Here is a 16,294-nt window from a genome sequence, read left to right on the forward strand (position 1 = left end):
CTGCGCTCTCCGACTCTAGATCGTTCACGTCTCATGCAAGACGTGAGCGGCCTTGACCGCCGCCGAGGCACGGTTTTCGACGCCGAGCTTCACATAGATCTGTTCGAGATGCTTGTTCACGGTGCGCGCCGACAGGCCGAGAATCTCGCCGATATCGCGGTTGGCCTTGCCTTTCGCAATCCATAACAACACTTCGGATTCCCTCTGTGTCAGCGAGAAATGCCGGCGCAGCACCTCGTCGTCGGCCCGCGCGTTGTTTGCCGTCAGGCGAAACAGATATTCATCCGGACCGATCGCGCCCAGGAAGGCCAGCTGAAGCACGTCCTTGCCGGCATGCGAAAGCGAGATCGCGCCCTCGCGCGCCGAGGCCGGGCGGGTCTTCATCCACTCGGCAATCCTGCTGACCACCGTGTCCATGGCATCATCTCGATTCATCGCTGCGTTGGCGAGGCGTGTTGCCTGTGGCGTCGACCAATGAATATCGCCGTCGCCCTTGACGGCGAGCAAATGTCGGCCGGCAGCGTCCAGCGCAACGCGCGCGCTCTGTGTGGAACGGGCGTTGCGCAGATGGACGCCGATCCGCGCTCGCAGCTCGTCGATATTGATCGGTTTCGTCAGGTAGTCGACGCCTCCGGATTCGAGTGCACGAACGACATGCTCGGTTTCTGTCAGGCCGGTCATGAAGATGACCGGTATCTGGCTGATTGCCGGGTTGGCTTTGAGTCTCCTACAAGTCTCAAAGCCGTCCATGGAGGGCATGACCGCATCCAGCAGAATGAGATCGGGCGTAATGCGCTCCACAATATTTAGGGCAGCCGAGCCTGACGTGGCGATCAGGACCGAGAATCCGGACTGCTCCAGAGCATCGGTCAGGAACCCCAAAGCCTCCGGCGAGTCATCCACCAGCAGAACGATGTCGCGCGGGAGCTCAGCCAAGGGTTTCTACCTTCTCGTCAAAACGGTGCAGGAAATTCATGAGGCCGTTCAGATCGAAGGAGGCCGCATAGGAGCGAAGTTCTTCTGTAAATGGCTGATTTTCTTCTACCTTGGCAAGGTCGCCGAGCTTTGCCTCGATGCCTCTGATGTAGCCGATTTCGGCGAGCCGCAACAATTCCTGAACATGGGAGTGTCCTGGACTGACCAGCGGCCGGTCGTGCTTGGCGGGGGCGGGCGGGATCGCCTCCGCATAGATCCACCTCAAACCCAGATGGAGCGCAAGCTTGTCACGCAGTTGCTTGATGTCGACAGGCTTGCCGATGGCATCATTGTGGCTGTCATCGCTATCGCGGTGTGCGGCGGCGTCGCCGATATTGGCGGACAGCATGACGATCGGGGCAGTCTGGCCGTTCGCGCGCAGGCGCGAAACGAGTTGCCAGCCATTCATGCCCGGCATCGAGATATCGACCAGGAAGAGATCGGGCTGGATGCCTTCGATCAAAGTCAGGCAATCGGCTCCGCTTGCCGCCGTCAGCACGACGAAATCAAGTGGGGCGAGCACCTCGCGCATCATCTCGCGGTGGTCCTCATTGTCGTCCACGACGACGATCGTGCGCCGAGGACCGTCGTAGCTGACGATCTTCTTCTCCTGTGGCGGGACCGTCATTTCGCGAAGCACGGCGGAAAGCATGAGGCGAACGCGGAAGACCGTTCCGCGATCCTTCTCGCTGCTCACCGAGATTTCGCCGCCCAGCGTGTTGGTCAAAAGCTGCGTGATCGTCAGACCGAGGCCAAGGCCCGGCATCGGCCGGACGCTGTCGGCTTCGCCACGCTGGAACGGCTCGTAGATACGGCTCAAGTCCTTCTCGGCAATGCCGCGGCCGGTGTCGCTGACCGTGAAGGTGGCGACCTGGCTGCGATAGCCAACGTCGAAGATGACGCTGCCTTCGTCAGTGAACTTGATGGCGTTGGAGAGCAGATTGACGAGGATCTGGCGCAACCGCTTCTCGTCGGTGCGTACGAAGTGGGGCAGGGCGGGTGAGCGGTCGTGATGGAACGTCAATCCCTTGGCCTGGGCCTGAGGGCGGAACATGTCGACGATTTGATCCAGGAAATCCTTAATGTTGATCTCGTTGGAATAGACCTGCAGGCGCCCGGCTTCGATCTTGGAGATATCGAGGAGACCGTCGATAAGACCGGAGAGATGCTCGGCGCTGCGGCGGATGACCTTGATCGACGACTGTCGTGGAGTGGGAATGGTTTCGTCGCGCTCGAGAATCTGCGCGTAGCCGAGCACGGCGTTCAGCGGCGTGCGCAATTCGTGACTAAGGCCGACGACATAACGGCTCTTCGCACGGTTGGCGGCTTCAGCCGTTTCCTTGGCGGTCTGAAGGGCGGCGTCGGTCTTCTTGTGCGCGGCGATTTCCTTCAGCAGCAGCGTATTCTGGCGAGAGGATTCTTCCTCGGCAACGACCCGGCTGTCATGCGCGAGCACGTAAAACCAGCAGACGACTCCCGCAATCACCGCGAAGACGAAGAAGACTACCAGGATCGTTCCGTTGACGACGTCGGCGGTTTCGGGTGACGCCGAGGAAACCTGATGGGCGATCATCGCGAGGATGGTTCCGACGGCCGTCAGGGCGAGCACGACGGCGATGCCATAGCGACCGAGGCGTGTGGTCAGCTTCTCAACGACGCTCCCCGGCAGTACTGCCTTGGCGACCGTGCCAACCTGTGCGTTGAAGCGCGCCTTCGGCTTGCACATGTCGTGGCAGCGGCTGTCGAGCGAACAGCAGAGCGAGCAGATCGGTGCCGCATAGGCCGGGCACCAGGCCATATCTTCAGGCTCGAATGGATGCTCGCAGACGGAACAGGTGATGTTGGTAAGGTTCTTCCAGCTGTGGCGCGGCTTGCGAGCGAGATAGAACCTGCCCTTCGTACTCCAGGCGATCAGCGGCGAGGCGATCAGCGCGACAACAAGCGTGATGTAAGGCGCGAGGGAGGCTGCGATGGAGCCGAAGACGCCGAAATGCGCGACCAGCGCGATGCCGGCCGATAGCGTCATGGCGCCGAGGCCGACGGGGTTGATGTCGTAGAGGTGAGCGCGCTTGAATTCGATGCCGGGAGGCGCAAGGCCGAGCGGCTTGTTGATGAAAAGGTCCGCCGAGATCGTGCAGAGCCAGGCCATGGCGATGATCGAGAAGATGCCGAGCGTTTCCTCGAGCAGCCTATAGATGCCAAGTTCCATCAGCAGAAGGGCAATCGCCACGTTGAAGACGAGCCAGATGACGCGGCCGGGATGGCTATGAGTGAGGCGGGAGAAGAAGTTCGACCAGGCGAGCGAGCCTGCATAGGCGTTCATCACATTGATCTTCAACTGCGATACGACCACGAAGGCAGCCATCAGCAGCAGGGCGGCGTTGTGCCAGGGGATCATGTATCCAAAGGCGGTCAGATACATCTGGGCCGGATCGGCGGCACGATCAACCGGCACGCCGGACGCGAACGTCAGCACGACGAGGAAGGAGCCGGCTAGCAGCTTCGGCGCCCCGATGATCACCCAGCCTGGGCCGGCGAGGAAGACCGCGAGGCGGTGGCGCCATTTCGTCTGCTTCTCCGGGGGTAGAAAGCGCAGAAAGTCGGCCTGTTCGCCGATCTGCGACATCAGCGCCAATATGACGGCTGAGGCGGCGCCGAATTCGACGAGATCGAAAGGTGCGACCGTGCCCGGCGGCCCCGAAGCATGGCGAATGCCGGCAAAGGCGCGCCACAGATCGAATTTCTCCCAGTCCATCACGGCGATGAAGAGGAAGGGCAGGACATTGAGGACGATCCAGAAAGGCTGGGTCAGCAACTGGAATCGGCTGATCAGCCGGACGCCGTGCGTCACCAGCGGAATGACCATGACGGCGCTGATGATGTAGCCGATCCACAGAGGGATGCCGAGCGTCAGCTCCAGCGCGCCGGACATGATCGAGGCTTCGATCGCAAACAGCATGAAGGTGAAACTGGCATAGATCAGGGACGTGACCGTGGAGCCGATATAGCCGAAGCTCGCACCGCGGGTCAGCAGGTCGATATCGACGCCGTGGCGGATCGCGTAGCGGCTGATCGGCAGGCCGATGGCGAGCATGGCGATCGAGGCGACGATGATGGCGTAGAAGGCGTTGGTCGTGCCGTAGGAGAGCGTGATGGCGCCACCGATCGCTTCCAGCGCCAGGAAGGAGATGGCACCGATTGCCGTCTGCGAGATGCGCTGCGAGGAGAACTGCCGGGCGCTCTTGGCGGTGAACCGCAGCGCATAGTCCTCCAGCGTCTGGTTCGCCACCCAGCGATTGTATTCGCGCCTGACCGGAATGATGCGTTGCCGCGCTGCCATGCGTTAGTGCCAGCCCCTTTGTTCCCCTTGTCATCGTTCGTAACATGGAACCACGCGAGGCTTAAGAGTGCGGCGCAGCACAGAACTGCACATTTCGCCCCGTCACCTACGTCATATCACGTATACGCTTTCGCAGTGCAGCACCGGATAGTCCTTTAAGCAACAGTTAACTTCCGTTTTCGGCCTGTTGTCTAACAAGAAGAGGGGATCAACCAGATGAATCTCAAGTCCTATATCACGGGCGCCGCACTCGGCGCCGTCATGTCGGCCACGGCCGCATTCCACGGAGCCGTTGCGGCTGACGACACCATCAAGGTCGGCGTTCTGCACTCGCTGTCCGGCACGATGGCGATCTCCGAAACGACGCTGAAAGACGCCATGCTGATGCTCATCGACGAGCAGAACAAGAAGGGCGGCCTTCTCGGCAAGAAGCTCGAAGCTGTCGTCGTCGACCCGGCCTCCGACTGGCCGCTGTTTGCCGAAAAGGCACGCGAGCTGATCGAAAAGGACAAGGTTGCGGCCGTCTTCGGTTGCTGGACGTCCTCGTCGCGCAAGTCGGTCCTGCCGGTCTTCGAAGAGCTCAACTCGATCCTCTTCTACCCGGTTCAGTATGAAGGCGAAGAGTCCTCGCGCAACATCTTCTACACGGGTGCCGCTCCGAACCAGCAGGCGATTCCGGCCGTCGACTACCTGATGGAAAAGGAAGGCGTTAAGCGCTTCGTTCTCGAAGGCACCGACTACGTCTATCCGCGCACCACCAACAAGATCCTGGAAGCCTATCTCGTCTCGAAGGGCATTCCGAAGGAAGACATCATCATCAACTACACGCCGTTCGGCTTCTCCGACTGGCAGACGGAAGTGAAGAAGATCAAGGAATTCGGCGCGGCCGGCAAGAAGACGGCGGTGGTCTCGACCATCAACGGTGACGCCAACGTTCCGTTCTACAAGGAACTCGGCAACCAGGGCGTCAAGGCAACCGACATTCCCGTCGTCGCCTTCTCGGTCGGTGAAGAAGAGCTTGCCGGTCTCGACACCAAGCCGCTCGTCGGTCACCTCGCTGCCTGGAACTACTTCGAGTCGGTCGAAAGCCCGGCGAACAAGAAGTTCATCAAACAGTGGCACGAGTTCACCAAGAACGACAAGCGCGTGACCAACGACCCGATGGAAGCTGCCTATATCGGCTTCAACGCATGGGTTAAGGCTGTTCAGGCTGCCGGCACGACCGACACGGACAAGGTTCTCGACTCGATCATCGGCACCACGGTTCCGAACCTGTCGGGCGGCTATGCGACCGTCATGCCGAACCACCACATCACCAAGCCGGTTCTGATCGGTGAAATCCAGGCGAACGGCCAGTTCGAAATCGTTCAGCAGACCCCGGCGGTCGTTGGCGACGAATGGTCCGACTTCCTGCCGGACTCCAAGGACCTGATCTCCGATTGGCGCAAGCCCATGAACTGCGGCAACTTCAACGTTGCCTCGGGCAAGTGCGGCGGCAAGGGCTCCTGAGTGCGAACCACCCCGTCACTCTGACGCCTGAAGACTTCCGCCCGGTCTCTCCTGTCCGGGCGGAAGGTCCATCTCCGGAGCGCAGCCTTGATGCTTCGGACGGCGGCGGTTCCATGGTGGATCGATGCCGATTTAAGGGCTTATTTTTCCCGATTGCGCCGGAAGGCCAACGATAACCGAGGCAAGAGAGCCGATGTATCGCGCCATCAAGATTTTGCTTTTGACCCTATGCCTGGCCATGCCGGCTTTTGCGACCGCGCTCAAGGCACAGCAAGACATTCACCCCCTTATCGATGCGCTTGGCGTCGGCGATTTCCCTGAGCGCGAAGCCGCGATCAAGGCACTGGTCGCCTCCAAGGACCCGCGCGTCGGCGAGATCCTGCAGTTGCTGAGCGATGGTCAGCTTTACGTGAATTCCGAGACCGGCGGTCCTGTGCTGGTGCAGGGCGGCACCGAGGATGAGCCGACCTATGCCGACCCGATATCAGGCGCGGTCGTTTCCGACGTCGATCCGGACTATATGTCCAAGGTCAAGATCAACAACTCGCTGCGTACGGTGATTGCCACCGCCACCAGCCAGCTGACGCTCCTGAGCGCGGATCGGGGCGCGCGGCTTGCGGCAGCCCAGGGACTGCTCAAGGACGCCGATCCGGCAAATCTTGACCTCCTCACCTCGGCGCTGGCTGAAGAAAACGACGCCGAGGTCAAAAATGCGATGGAAGCGGCGCGCGCTGTCATGGTGCTGAAGAGCGATGTCAGCGCCGAAGAGAAGAAGGCCGCGATCGATACGGTCGCTGCGCGCGGCGGGCGCGATGCGCTGACCATCCTGAATTCCGCGATGGCGACCGCGCCTGAGGAACTGAAGGGTGCTATCCAGACCCATGTCAACGCGATCAACCGCAGCCTGGCGCTTTGGGATGTCGGGCAGAACATCTGGTACGGGCTGTCGCTTGGCTCGGTGCTGCTGCTGGCCGCGATCGGCCTTGCCATTACCTTCGGCGTCATGGGCGTCATCAACATGGCGCATGGCGAAATGGTGATGATCGGCGCTTACACGACGTACGTCGTGCAGGAGTACATCAGCTCCGCATTTCCCGAACTCGGAAACTATTCGCTGGCCTTCTCCGTGCCGGCGGCTTTCGTCTTCACCGGCTTTGTCGGTCTTGTCATCGAGCGGGTCGTCATCCGTTATCTCTATGGCCGGCCGCTCGAAACGCTGCTCGCCACCTGGGGCGCGTCGCTGATCCTGCAGCAGGCGGTTCGCACGATCTTCGGCCCGACGAATCGCGAGGTGCGCAATCCAAGCTGGATGTCCGGCGCATTTGAACTGGGCGGGCTCTCGATCACCTGGAACCGCCTCTGGATCATCGTTTTCTCGATGGCTGTGTTCTTTGCGCTGCTCGTTCTCCTGAAGCGCTCGGCCTTCGGCCTGCAGATGCGCGCGGTTACGCAGAACCGCCGCATGGCCTCGTCGATGGGCATCCGCACCGGCTGGGTCGATGCATTCACCTTCGCGCTCGGCTCCGGCATTGCCGGCATAGCGGGCGTCGCGCTCAGCCAGATCGACAACGTGTCGCCTAACCTCGGGCAGAGCTACATCATCGACAGCTTCATGGTCGTGGTCTTCGGTGGCGTGGGCAATCTCTGGGGCACGCTCGTCGGTGCGCTGTCGCTCGGTGTCCTCAACAAATTCCTCGAGCCCTTCGCCGGCGCCGTGCTCGGCAAGATCCTGGTGCTCGTCCTCATCATTCTGTTCATCCAGAAGCGTCCGCGTGGGCTCTTCGCACTCAAAGGAAGGGCGGTGGAAGCATGATTACGGCCTTCCTGCTTCGGTCTCTCGACCATAAGATCGTCGCTGCGATCGTCATTCTGCTTGCAGTCGCCGTGCTGGTGCCGGTTCTCAACCTGATGACCGCGCCGACCAATCCGCTGCATATCCCGACCTATATCATGGCGCTGTTCGGCAAGTATCTCACCTACGCCCTGCTGGCGCTGGCGCTCGACCTTGTCTGGGGCTTCTGCGGCATTCTCTCACTCGGCCACGGCGCCTTTTTCGCGCTCGGCGGCTATGCGATGGGCATGTATCTGATGCGACAGATCGGCTCGCGCGGCGTCTATGGCGACCCGATCCTTCCGGATTTCATGGTGTTCCTGAACTGGAAGGAACTGCCGTGGTTCTGGTACGGCTTTGACAAGTTCTGGTTCGCGGCGCTGATGGTTCTGCTGGTGCCGGGACTGCTGGCCTTCGTGTTCGGCTGGTTCGCCTTCCGCTCACGCGTCAACGGCGTCTACCTGTCGATCATCACGCAGGCGATGACCTACGCGCTGCTGCTCGCCTTCTTCAGAAACGACATGGGCTTCGGCGGCAACAACGGCATGACCGACTTCAAGGAAATTCTCGGCTTCAACGTTCAGGCTGATGGCACGCGTGCTGCGCTGTTTGCAGCGACCGCCATCTTCCTTGCACTGTCGCTCATGATTGCCTCGGCCATCGTCCGCTCGAAGTTCGGCAAGGTGCTGGTCGGCGTGCGTGATGCGGAAAGCCGCACGCGCTTCCTCGGCTACCGCGTCGAGCACTTCAAGCTCTTCACCTTTGTCGTCTCCGCGATGATGGCGGGCATTGCCGGTGCGCTTTACGTGCCGCAGGTCGGCATCATCAACCCCGGCGAATTCGCGCCGGCCAACTCGATCGAAGTGGTCATCTGGACGGCAGTCGGCGGTCGCTCGACGCTGATCGGGCCGATCATCGGCGCCATTCTGGTCAACGGCGGCAAGACGATCTTCACGGGCCTTTTCCCCGAGTTCTGGCTGTTCGCGCTTGGCGGTCTCTTCGTGCTCGTCACGCTGTTCCTGCCAAAGGGGATCGTCGGGACCATCGGCCAGTACTTCACGCGCCGCAAGCCGAAGACGGAGGCGACCCCGCCCGCGCTTCAGGAAGAGGGTGTCGATGCAAAAATCCAGCCGGCGGAGTAAGCGATCATGATCCCTGACGTCAAACCAAACAGCGTTCTCTATCTCAACAACGTCTCGGTTTCCTTCGACGGCTTCAAGGCACTGAACTCGCTCTCGATCGTCATCGAGCCTGGCGAACTTCGGGCCATCATCGGCCCGAATGGTGCCGGCAAGACAACGATGATGGACATCATCACCGGCAAGACGCGGCCGGATGAAGGCGAGGTGTTCTTCAACGGGCAGACCGATCTCACCAAACTCGACGAGGCCGACATCGCGCAGCTCGGGATTGGTCGCAAGTTCCAGAAACCGACGGTCTTCGAAAGTCACACGGTGTGGGACAACCTCGAACTCGCCTTGAACCGCAAGCGCGATGTCTTCTCGACGCTGTTCTACCGGCTCTCCGCGGAAGACAGGGCGCGCATCGAGGAGATCCTTGAGACCGTGCGGCTGACGCATCGGCGCGACGAACTCGCCGCCAACCTCTCGCACGGCCAGAAGCAGTGGCTGGAGATCGGCATGCTTCTGGCGCAGGAACCGAAGCTTTTGTTGGTCGATGAGCCGGTCGCCGGCATGACGGACGCCGAAACCGCGGAAACGGCGATCCTCCTCAAGGAGATCGCCAAGACCCGCTCGGTCGTCGTCGTGGAGCATGACATGGGCTTCATCCGCGATCTCGGCGTCAAGGTGACCTGCCTTGCCGAAGGTTCGGTGCTGGCCGAAGGATCGATCGATTTCGTGAGCTCCGATCCGAAGGTGATCGAGAATTATCTGGGGCGCTGAGATGCTGACAGTCGAAAATGCAAACCTTCACTATGGCGCCGCCCAGGCGCTGCGCGGCATTTCCATCAAGGCGGAAATGGGCAAGATCACTTGCGTGCTGGGGCGTAACGGCGTGGGCAAGAGTTCTCTTCTCCGCGCCGTTACCGGCCAGCATCCGCTGTCGGCGGGAACGGTGACGTTCAACGACACCAGGCTCAACGGCCTGCCGCCCTATGCGCGCGCCAAGCAGGGCATCGGCTATGTGCCGCAGGGGCGTGAGATCTTTCCGTTGCTGACGGTGAAAGAAAATCTCGAGACCGGCTTTGCGCCGCTTTCACGGGGCAGCAAGAATATTCCCGACGATATCTTCAGCCTGTTTCCTGTGCTGCAGACCATGCTTGGACGTCGCGGCGGCGACCTTTCCGGCGGACAGCAGCAGCAGCTGGCGATCGGCCGGGCGATGGTGACGCGGCCGAAGATCCTCGTGCTCGACGAGCCGACCGAGGGCATCCAGCCGTCGATCATCAAGGACATCGGCCGGGCAATCCGGTATCTGCGCGACAGTGCCGGGATGGCGATCCTGCTGGTGGAACAGTATCTCGATTTCTGCCGCGAACTTGCCGACTACGTCTACATCATGGATCGCGGCGAGATCGTTCACGAGGGGCTTGCGGAAACGCTCGATACGCCGGAAGCGCGTCGTCATTTGACTGTATGATCCAGTGGTTATCTGTTGGGCAGATGCTGTTTTCCTCGGCAGTTTCTGAAGGATCTCGTTGCCGCCGGTCCGATCGTGGTGAGTGTGTCGGAGCGGCACGGGAATTGCTTGCTTTCTGCAAGTTAGTGACTTCAATGAAAACGGCCGGGGTCAACCGGCGGTCCATTGGGAAGGGACGGAATGACGAACGCGGCGGCAGCTACGAGACCGCAGAGAGCCGAGGGGCGCGGGCATCTGGCTGCGAGGATGCTCGACGGGCGTACGCGCCTGCAGGAACTCTACCAGGAAGGAGCGGGCAAGATCCGGCTTCCGGATACGTTCGATTCCTCCATGGAAGCCGTCATCATCAATACCGCGGGCGGCCTCACCGGCGGCGACCGAATGAACTGGAGCGTTACGGCTGGTCCCGGCGCCCGCATCGACGTCACCACGCAGGCCTGCGAGAAGATCTACAAGGCATCGGCAGGAACGGCTGAGGTCAACACCAGCATTACCGCGGGCGCAAACGCCCGGGTGGACTGGTTGCCGCAGGAAACCATCCTGTTCGATCGTTCATCGCTGTTTCGAAAGCTCGACGTTGATCTCGATGATGATGCCGAATTCCTGGCCGTCGAATCCATCCTGCTTGGCCGGAAGGCGATGGGGGAGGCGGTGGAGAGCGGCCTCTTTCGCGACCGCTGGCGTATTCGCAAGGCAGGCCGGCTCTGCCACGCCGAGGACCTGGCGCTGCAGGGAAATGTTGCAATGTTTGCCGGTGCCGATGCCGTGCTGTCAGGCAAGGTCGCGTTTGCAACGCTGCTGTATGTCGGGCCGCGCGCCGAAGCCTACCTCGGTGCAGTGCGCCCGCTGCTTGAGGGCCATATGGGCGGCGCCAGCAGCTGGGCCGGCAAGCTTGTCGTGCGCCTTTCAGCGCCCGATGGTTTTGCCTTGAGAAAAATTCTCATCCCGATCATTTCGGCCTTGCGCGATGGAGCGCCGGTGCCGAAAGTCTGGAATCTCTAGTTGAAGCAGATGGATGCACGATGAACCTCACACCGAGAGAAAAAGACAAGTTGTTGATTTCGATGGCGGCGATGGTCGCGCGGCGGCGGCTGGAACGGGGCGTCAAGCTCAACCATCCCGAAGCGATCGCGTTGATCACCGATTTCGTCGTCGAAGGCGCGCGTGACGGGCGTCCGGTCGCCGAACTGATGGAGGCGGGGGCTCATGTCGTCGGCCGTGACCAAGTGATGGAAGGCATCGCGGAGATGATCCATGACGTCCAGGTCGAGGCAACCTTTCCTGATGGCACCAAGCTCGTCACCGTCCACGAACCGATCCGCTGAGGTTCCCATGCTGGAGCTGCGCCCCAATTGCGAATGCTGCGACAAGGATCTTCCGCCCGACAGTTCTGAGGCAATGATCTGCACATTCGAATGCACGTTCTGCGCCGATTGCGTTGCCGATGTTCTCGGCGGCATCTGCCCGAATTGCGGCGGCGAACTTGTGCGCCGCCCGGCGCGCCCCGCTTCCAAGCTTGCCAAGTACCCGGCGTCAACAAAGCGCGTTCTGAAAGCCGAGGGCTGCGGGCCCATCAAGGCTGCGTGAGGAGAAGATCATGATCCCAGGAGAAATCATTGCCGCAAGCGGCGACATCGAGCTGAACTTCGGCGCGCCGACAGTGACGCTTGAGGTCTCGAACACCGGTGATCGCCCCGTGCAGGTCGGCAGCCACTATCATTTCGCGGAAACGAATGCCGGTCTCTCTTTCGATCGGGAGAAGGCACACGGCATGCGGCTCGATATCCCGGCCGGCACGGCCGTACGTTTCGAGCCCGGTCAGACGCGCTCGGTGACGCTCATCCCTCTCTCCGGCAAGCGCGAAGTCTACGGTTTCCGCCAGCTGGTCATGGGCAAGCTCTAGAGTGGGCCGGGAGCAGACGATGCGTGCGAGCCTGCACCTTCTGGCGGCCGGTGCTGCGACGGTCTTTGCCTTCGGCGCCAACGCCGAGGATCTTGATTGCAAAAATCCGGTCACGCAAGCTGACATGACGGCTTGTGAACAGGCGCGCCAGCAGACCGGCGACAAGGCACTGAACGCACAATACAAGATCACGCGCGCGGCTCTCGCAGCACTCGACAAGGATCTCGATGCGGATATGCGGGGTGCCGAAGAGGCACTGGTGAAGGCGCAGCGCGCATGGGTGAATTTCCGTGATGCGGAGTGTGAGGCGGCAGGCTTTCAGGCGCGTGGCGGCACGATGGAGCCGATGCTCGTAGCAGGCTGTATTGCAGAGTTGACGGACGCGCGCACCAAGCAGCTCAAGGAACTCGCAGAGACGATGGGCAACTGACATGGTTGGCAGGATCATGGTCGTCGGCAACGGAGAGATCGGCGCACAGGCGGCGGCCGTAGTGGCGGATGCTGCGTTCGTTATCCGCTTTAACGAATGCCGCTCCTACGAAGCGAGCCCGGGGCGCACCGACGTCGTCGCCGTCTGCAATACCGGGCGGCCGGGCAAGGCAATGCTTGCTTCCGAGGCGTGGCGGGAGCATCCAGCCGTGCGTGAGGCGGCGGCGATCTGGAGCGTGCGCGATCCGCAAAAGTTCGCGGAACTGCGAGCGCCGCTGGCCGTATCGCATCCCGAGCTCGACGATTTCTGCGACGACTACACGAGTCAATTCAATGCGTTCTGTGCTGATGTTGGCAAGATGCATGTGGTCGTTGACAAAGTGATTCATGAAGCGGTGGACGAGGCGCTCGCTGCCTACCACCCGGCGCCCTACGTCGTGCCGAGCAGCGGCATGATCGTGATCGCCGAAGTGATGAACAGATTTCCCGAGGCGACCATCGATCTCGCAGGCTTCGGCCACGCGGGATGGGAATGGCATCCTTTTGCTGCCGAGCGGCAGCTTGTCGATAGTTATGTCGCCGCTGGCCGCGTCACGCGGCTGCCGGCAAGCGCATCCCTTTCTTCCTCCCAAGGAGCCTGACATATGCCCTACAAGATTTCCCGCGCCGCCTATGCCGGCATGTTCGGCCCGACCACCGGCGACAAGGTGCGCCTCGCCGATACCGAGCTCTTCATCGAGATCGAGAAGGATTTCACCACATATGGCGAAGAGGTGAAATTTGGCGGCGGCAAGGTCATTCGCGACGGCATGGGCCAGAGCCAGGCGACGCGGGCGCAGGGTGCTGTCGATACCGTCATCACCAATGTCGTCATCATCGACCATACGGGCGTCGTCAAGGCCGATATAGGCCTAAAGAACGGCCGCATCGCGGCGATCGGCAAAGCCGGCAATCCGGATACGCAACCCGGCGTCAACATCATCGTCGGCCCCTCGACCGAGGCGATCGCTGGCGAAGGCAAGATCATCACTGCCGGCGGTATGGATGCGCATATTCACTACATCTGCCCGCAGCAGATCGAGGAAGCGCTGATGTCGGGCGTAACCTGCATGCTGGGCGGCGGCACCGGCCCGGCGCATGGCACGCTCGCCACGACCTGCACCGGTGCCTGGCACATCGAGCGGATGATCGAGAGCTTCGACGGCTTCCCGATGAACCTTGCGCTTGCCGGCAAGGGAAACGCCTCGCTGCCCGCCGCACTCGAAGAGATGGTGCTTGCGGGCGCATCGTCGCTGAAGCTCCACGAGGACTGGGGCACGACGCCGGCTGCGATCGACTGCTGCCTTTCGGTCGCCGACGACTATGACATCCAGGTGATGATCCACACCGACACGCTGAATGAAAGCGGCTTTGTCGAGGATACGATCGGCGCCATTAAGGGCCGCACCATCCACGCCTTCCACACGGAAGGAGCGGGCGGTGGCCACGCTCCTGACATTATCAAGATCTGCGGTCAGTCGAACGTCATCCCGTCGTCGACCAACCCGACGCGGCCCTACACGGTCAATACCGTCGCCGAGCATCTCGACATGCTGATGGTCTGCCACCATCTGTCACCGTCTATCCCCGAGGACATCGCATTTGCCGAAAGCCGCATCCGCAAGGAGACGATCGCGGCGGAAGACATCCTGCATGACATCGGCGCCTTCTCGATCATTTCGTCCGACAGCCAGGCCATGGGTCGTGTCGGGGAGGTAGCAATCCGTACTTGGCAGACTGCCGACAAGATGAAGCGTCAGCGCGGCCGCCTGAAGGAAGAGAAGGGCGAGAACGACAACTTCCGCGTCCGCCGCTATATTGCGAAATACACGATCAACCCGGCGATCGCGCAAGGTCTTTCACACGAAATCGGCTCGATCGAAGTCGGCAAGCGCGCCGATCTGGTTCTGTGGAACCCTGCCTTCTTCGGCGTCAAGCCTGAGATGGTATTGCTCGGCGGTTCGATTGCTGCGGCTCCCATGGGCGATCCGAATGCTTCGATCCCGACGCCGCAGCCGATGCATTACCGGCCGATGTTTGCCGCCCACGGCAAGCTGCGAACCAGTTCGTCTGTCACCTTCGTCTCGCAAGCGTCGCTCGATGCGGGTCTGAAGAGCCGTCTCGGCGTCGCTAAAAATCTTGTCGCTGTGAAGAACACCCGCGGCGGCCTTTCCAAGGCGTCGATGATTCACAACAGCCTGACGCCGCACATCGAGGTCGATCCGGAGACCTATGAGGTGCGGGCTGATGGCGAGTTGCTGACCTGCGAGCCGGCCACCGTCCTGCCGATGGCGCAGCGCTATTTCTTGTTTTGAGTGTTTGGGGCGGCCGCATGCGAGGTGGCGGCTCCTAAAGCCGCGCGTTAAGACTGAATCTCCTGTGGGTTGTTTTTTATTTTTGTATGTTCCACCTTGAGGCGTTCCTTCGGTAATAGGACATTCTCCTTGTTGGTGGTTATAAAACACACGTAAAAACAAATTGTTACGATTCAAACCTCGCTGGATGATTGATCGCGGAAAGCGTCACGTTTTTGGGCAGCTTTCAACCGCCGCTCAATTCACCAAACTCGTTCGAACTTTAACAGTTCACTTAAGAACTCAGCAGGAGGTGACCTCTAAGCAATGTGCCTAGCGGCGGGCAAGAAGGTCGATTCGCATGAGAATTTCACTCCAGGCGGAGCTTGGCGATTTTCGTGATCGCCGCGCAATTTATGTGTTTGCTCTCAAGATGAGCTTCCTTGCGGTGACGCTCTCGTCGATCGTCATTGTCCTGCTATTGCCGCCGCTCGACTGGGCGGGACTGATGCCTGTTCCGCTCGCTCATGGTGTTGTCTACGGCGTGTTACTGTCGTGGCTTATTGGCGGGGCGGTCTCAAGCGTGCTGTCGCTGATAGCCGGTCACGCGATGCACCAGCTCAGCGTCTCGCGCGCGGAGTTCGAGCAGTTGAGCCGCACCGATGTGCTTTCAGGTCTTCTCAACCGACGTGCCTTTACAGAGGCATTGGAGCAGGTCGATGGAAATGCCTGTCTCGCGATCTTCGACGTCGACCGGTTCAAGGCCATAAACGATCGCTTCGGCCATGCCTGCGGCGATTCCGTCATCGTGGCAGTCTCCGCCATCCTCGCGGCTGCCTTCGGCGGGCACTCCGTCGCGGCGAGGCTGGGCGGTGAAGAGTTCGGCGCGATCGTTGTCGGTGGCTCACAAGAGCAGCGGATCGAGAGAGTGCAGTCGGTCTGCGCCCGCCTGGCCGGGCATCCGGTCGTTGCCGACGATTGCGTGGTCGCACTGACTGTGTCGGCCGGTATTGCGGAGTTCGAGCCCGCACGGAGCAACGAGGCTGTTTATTCGGCGGCCGACAAGGCGCTCTACCTGGCAAAGGCGCTCGGTCGAAATCGCGTGGTGCATGAGAATGACGGGCTGCATCCTGGTTGGCGCAGACGTTTGCCGGAGGAGGCCGTGGCCGCGCACGCAATGAACATGGATTGCGATGAGGCGCGGTTGGCCTGACGAATTCGCGGAATTACACAGCGAATGCCTGCAACGACAAGTTGGAGCCGGCGGATAAGCGCCACGCGGCCTCGTTGGTCCCACGCGACCGCGGAAATCATGCTTCGCCGCGTCGTTCTGTGTTACGCTTGTCATTGTCGCTCATGCGATCGCTGGTTAC

The 16,294-nt window shown here is 61.0% G+C and carries 14 protein-coding genes and 1 pseudogene; 13 read left to right on the plus strand and 2 right to left on the minus strand.

Translation table 11 applies throughout. The annotated features are described in order from the left end of the window. Positions 1-24 precede the first annotated feature (24 nt). Complete coding sequence (locus RHIBUN_RS0114755; RefSeq protein WP_025660109.1) at positions 25-936, minus strand: response regulator; 912 nt, start codon at positions 934-936, stop codon at positions 25-27. Continuing rightward, a complete protein-coding gene (locus RHIBUN_RS0114760) occupies positions 929-4,315 on the minus strand; it encodes an ATP-binding protein (protein WP_025660110.1) in 3,387 nt (1,128 codons plus the stop codon). Before RHIBUN_RS0114760 ends, RHIBUN_RS0114755 begins: the two co-directional genes overlap by 8 nt. 216 nt (positions 4,316-4,531) lie before the next feature. On the opposite strand from RHIBUN_RS0114760, the gene urtA reads away from it, so the two are divergent. The 13 genes and pseudogenes from urtA to RHIBUN_RS0114825 all read left to right on the plus strand — a co-directional run bounded on the left by urtA (position 4,532) and on the right by RHIBUN_RS0114825 (position 16,134). Then, a complete protein-coding gene (gene urtA / locus RHIBUN_RS0114765; RefSeq protein ID WP_025660111.1) occupies positions 4,532-5,824 on the plus strand; it encodes an urea ABC transporter substrate-binding protein in 1,293 nt (430 codons plus the stop codon). Between the two features lie 193 nt (positions 5,825-6,017). Next, positions 6,018-7,637, plus strand: a complete 1,620-nt coding sequence (gene urtB / locus RHIBUN_RS0114770) for an urea ABC transporter permease subunit UrtB (RefSeq protein WP_025660112.1) — start codon at positions 6,018-6,020, stop codon at positions 7,635-7,637. After that, a pseudogene (urtC, locus tag RHIBUN_RS0114775) lies at positions 7,634-8,698 on the plus strand (urea ABC transporter permease subunit UrtC); the annotation flags it as partial. The gene urtB and the pseudogene urtC, both read left to right, overlap by 4 nt. A 105-nt stretch (positions 8,699-8,803) precedes the next feature. After that, positions 8,804-9,559, plus strand: coding sequence for an urea ABC transporter ATP-binding protein UrtD (gene urtD / locus RHIBUN_RS0114780; protein WP_018858228.1), 756 nt, complete (start codon positions 8,804-8,806; stop codon positions 9,557-9,559). Position 9,560: 1 nt separating this feature from the next. Beyond that, positions 9,561-10,256 carry an urea ABC transporter ATP-binding subunit UrtE gene (gene urtE, locus RHIBUN_RS0114785; RefSeq protein WP_018858229.1) on the plus strand — a complete coding sequence of 232 codons (696 nt, stop codon included), beginning with the start codon at positions 9,561-9,563 and terminating at the stop codon, positions 10,254-10,256. Between the two features lie 180 nt (positions 10,257-10,436). Beyond that, positions 10,437-11,258 (plus strand): urease accessory protein UreD, encoded by an 822-nt coding sequence (locus RHIBUN_RS0114790; RefSeq protein ID WP_025660114.1) that lies wholly within the window; start codon positions 10,437-10,439, stop codon positions 11,256-11,258. Positions 11,259-11,278: 20 nt separating this feature from the next. Beyond that, on the plus strand, positions 11,279-11,581 hold the full coding sequence (locus tag RHIBUN_RS0114795; RefSeq protein WP_018858231.1) for an urease subunit gamma: 303 nt from the start codon (positions 11,279-11,281) through the stop codon (positions 11,579-11,581). 7 nt (positions 11,582-11,588) lie between these two features. After that, a complete protein-coding gene (locus RHIBUN_RS0114800; protein WP_025660115.1) occupies positions 11,589-11,843 on the plus strand; it encodes a DUF1272 domain-containing protein in 255 nt (84 codons plus the stop codon). A 10-nt stretch (positions 11,844-11,853) separates the two neighbouring features. After that, the gene (locus tag RHIBUN_RS0114805; RefSeq protein ID WP_025660116.1) at positions 11,854-12,159 is read left to right on the plus strand and encodes an urease subunit beta; all 306 of its coding nucleotides are present in this window, start codon (positions 11,854-11,856) and stop codon (positions 12,157-12,159) included. 19 nt (positions 12,160-12,178) lie between these two features. Further along, complete coding sequence (locus RHIBUN_RS0114810) at positions 12,179-12,589, plus strand: lysozyme inhibitor LprI family protein (RefSeq protein WP_025660117.1); 411 nt, start codon at positions 12,179-12,181, stop codon at positions 12,587-12,589. A gap of 16 nt (positions 12,590-12,605) precedes the next feature. Then, a complete protein-coding gene (locus RHIBUN_RS0114815) occupies positions 12,606-13,229 on the plus strand; it encodes a hypothetical protein (RefSeq protein WP_025660118.1) in 624 nt (207 codons plus the stop codon). Positions 13,230-13,232: 3 nt separating this feature from the next. Beyond that, positions 13,233-14,942 (plus strand): urease subunit alpha, encoded by a 1,710-nt coding sequence (gene ureC, locus RHIBUN_RS0114820; RefSeq protein ID WP_018858236.1) that lies wholly within the window; start codon positions 13,233-13,235, stop codon positions 14,940-14,942. A 340-nt stretch (positions 14,943-15,282) separates the two neighbouring features. After that, the gene (locus RHIBUN_RS0114825) at positions 15,283-16,134 is read left to right on the plus strand and encodes a GGDEF domain-containing protein (RefSeq protein WP_037216195.1); all 852 of its coding nucleotides are present in this window, start codon (positions 15,283-15,285) and stop codon (positions 16,132-16,134) included. Positions 16,135-16,294: the final 160 nt, after the last annotated feature.

The sequence above is a fragment of the Rhizobium sp. IBUN genome (assembly GCF_000510625.1).
In the GTDB taxonomy this organism is placed as follows: Bacteria; Pseudomonadota; Alphaproteobacteria; order Rhizobiales; family Rhizobiaceae; genus Rhizobium; species Rhizobium altiplani.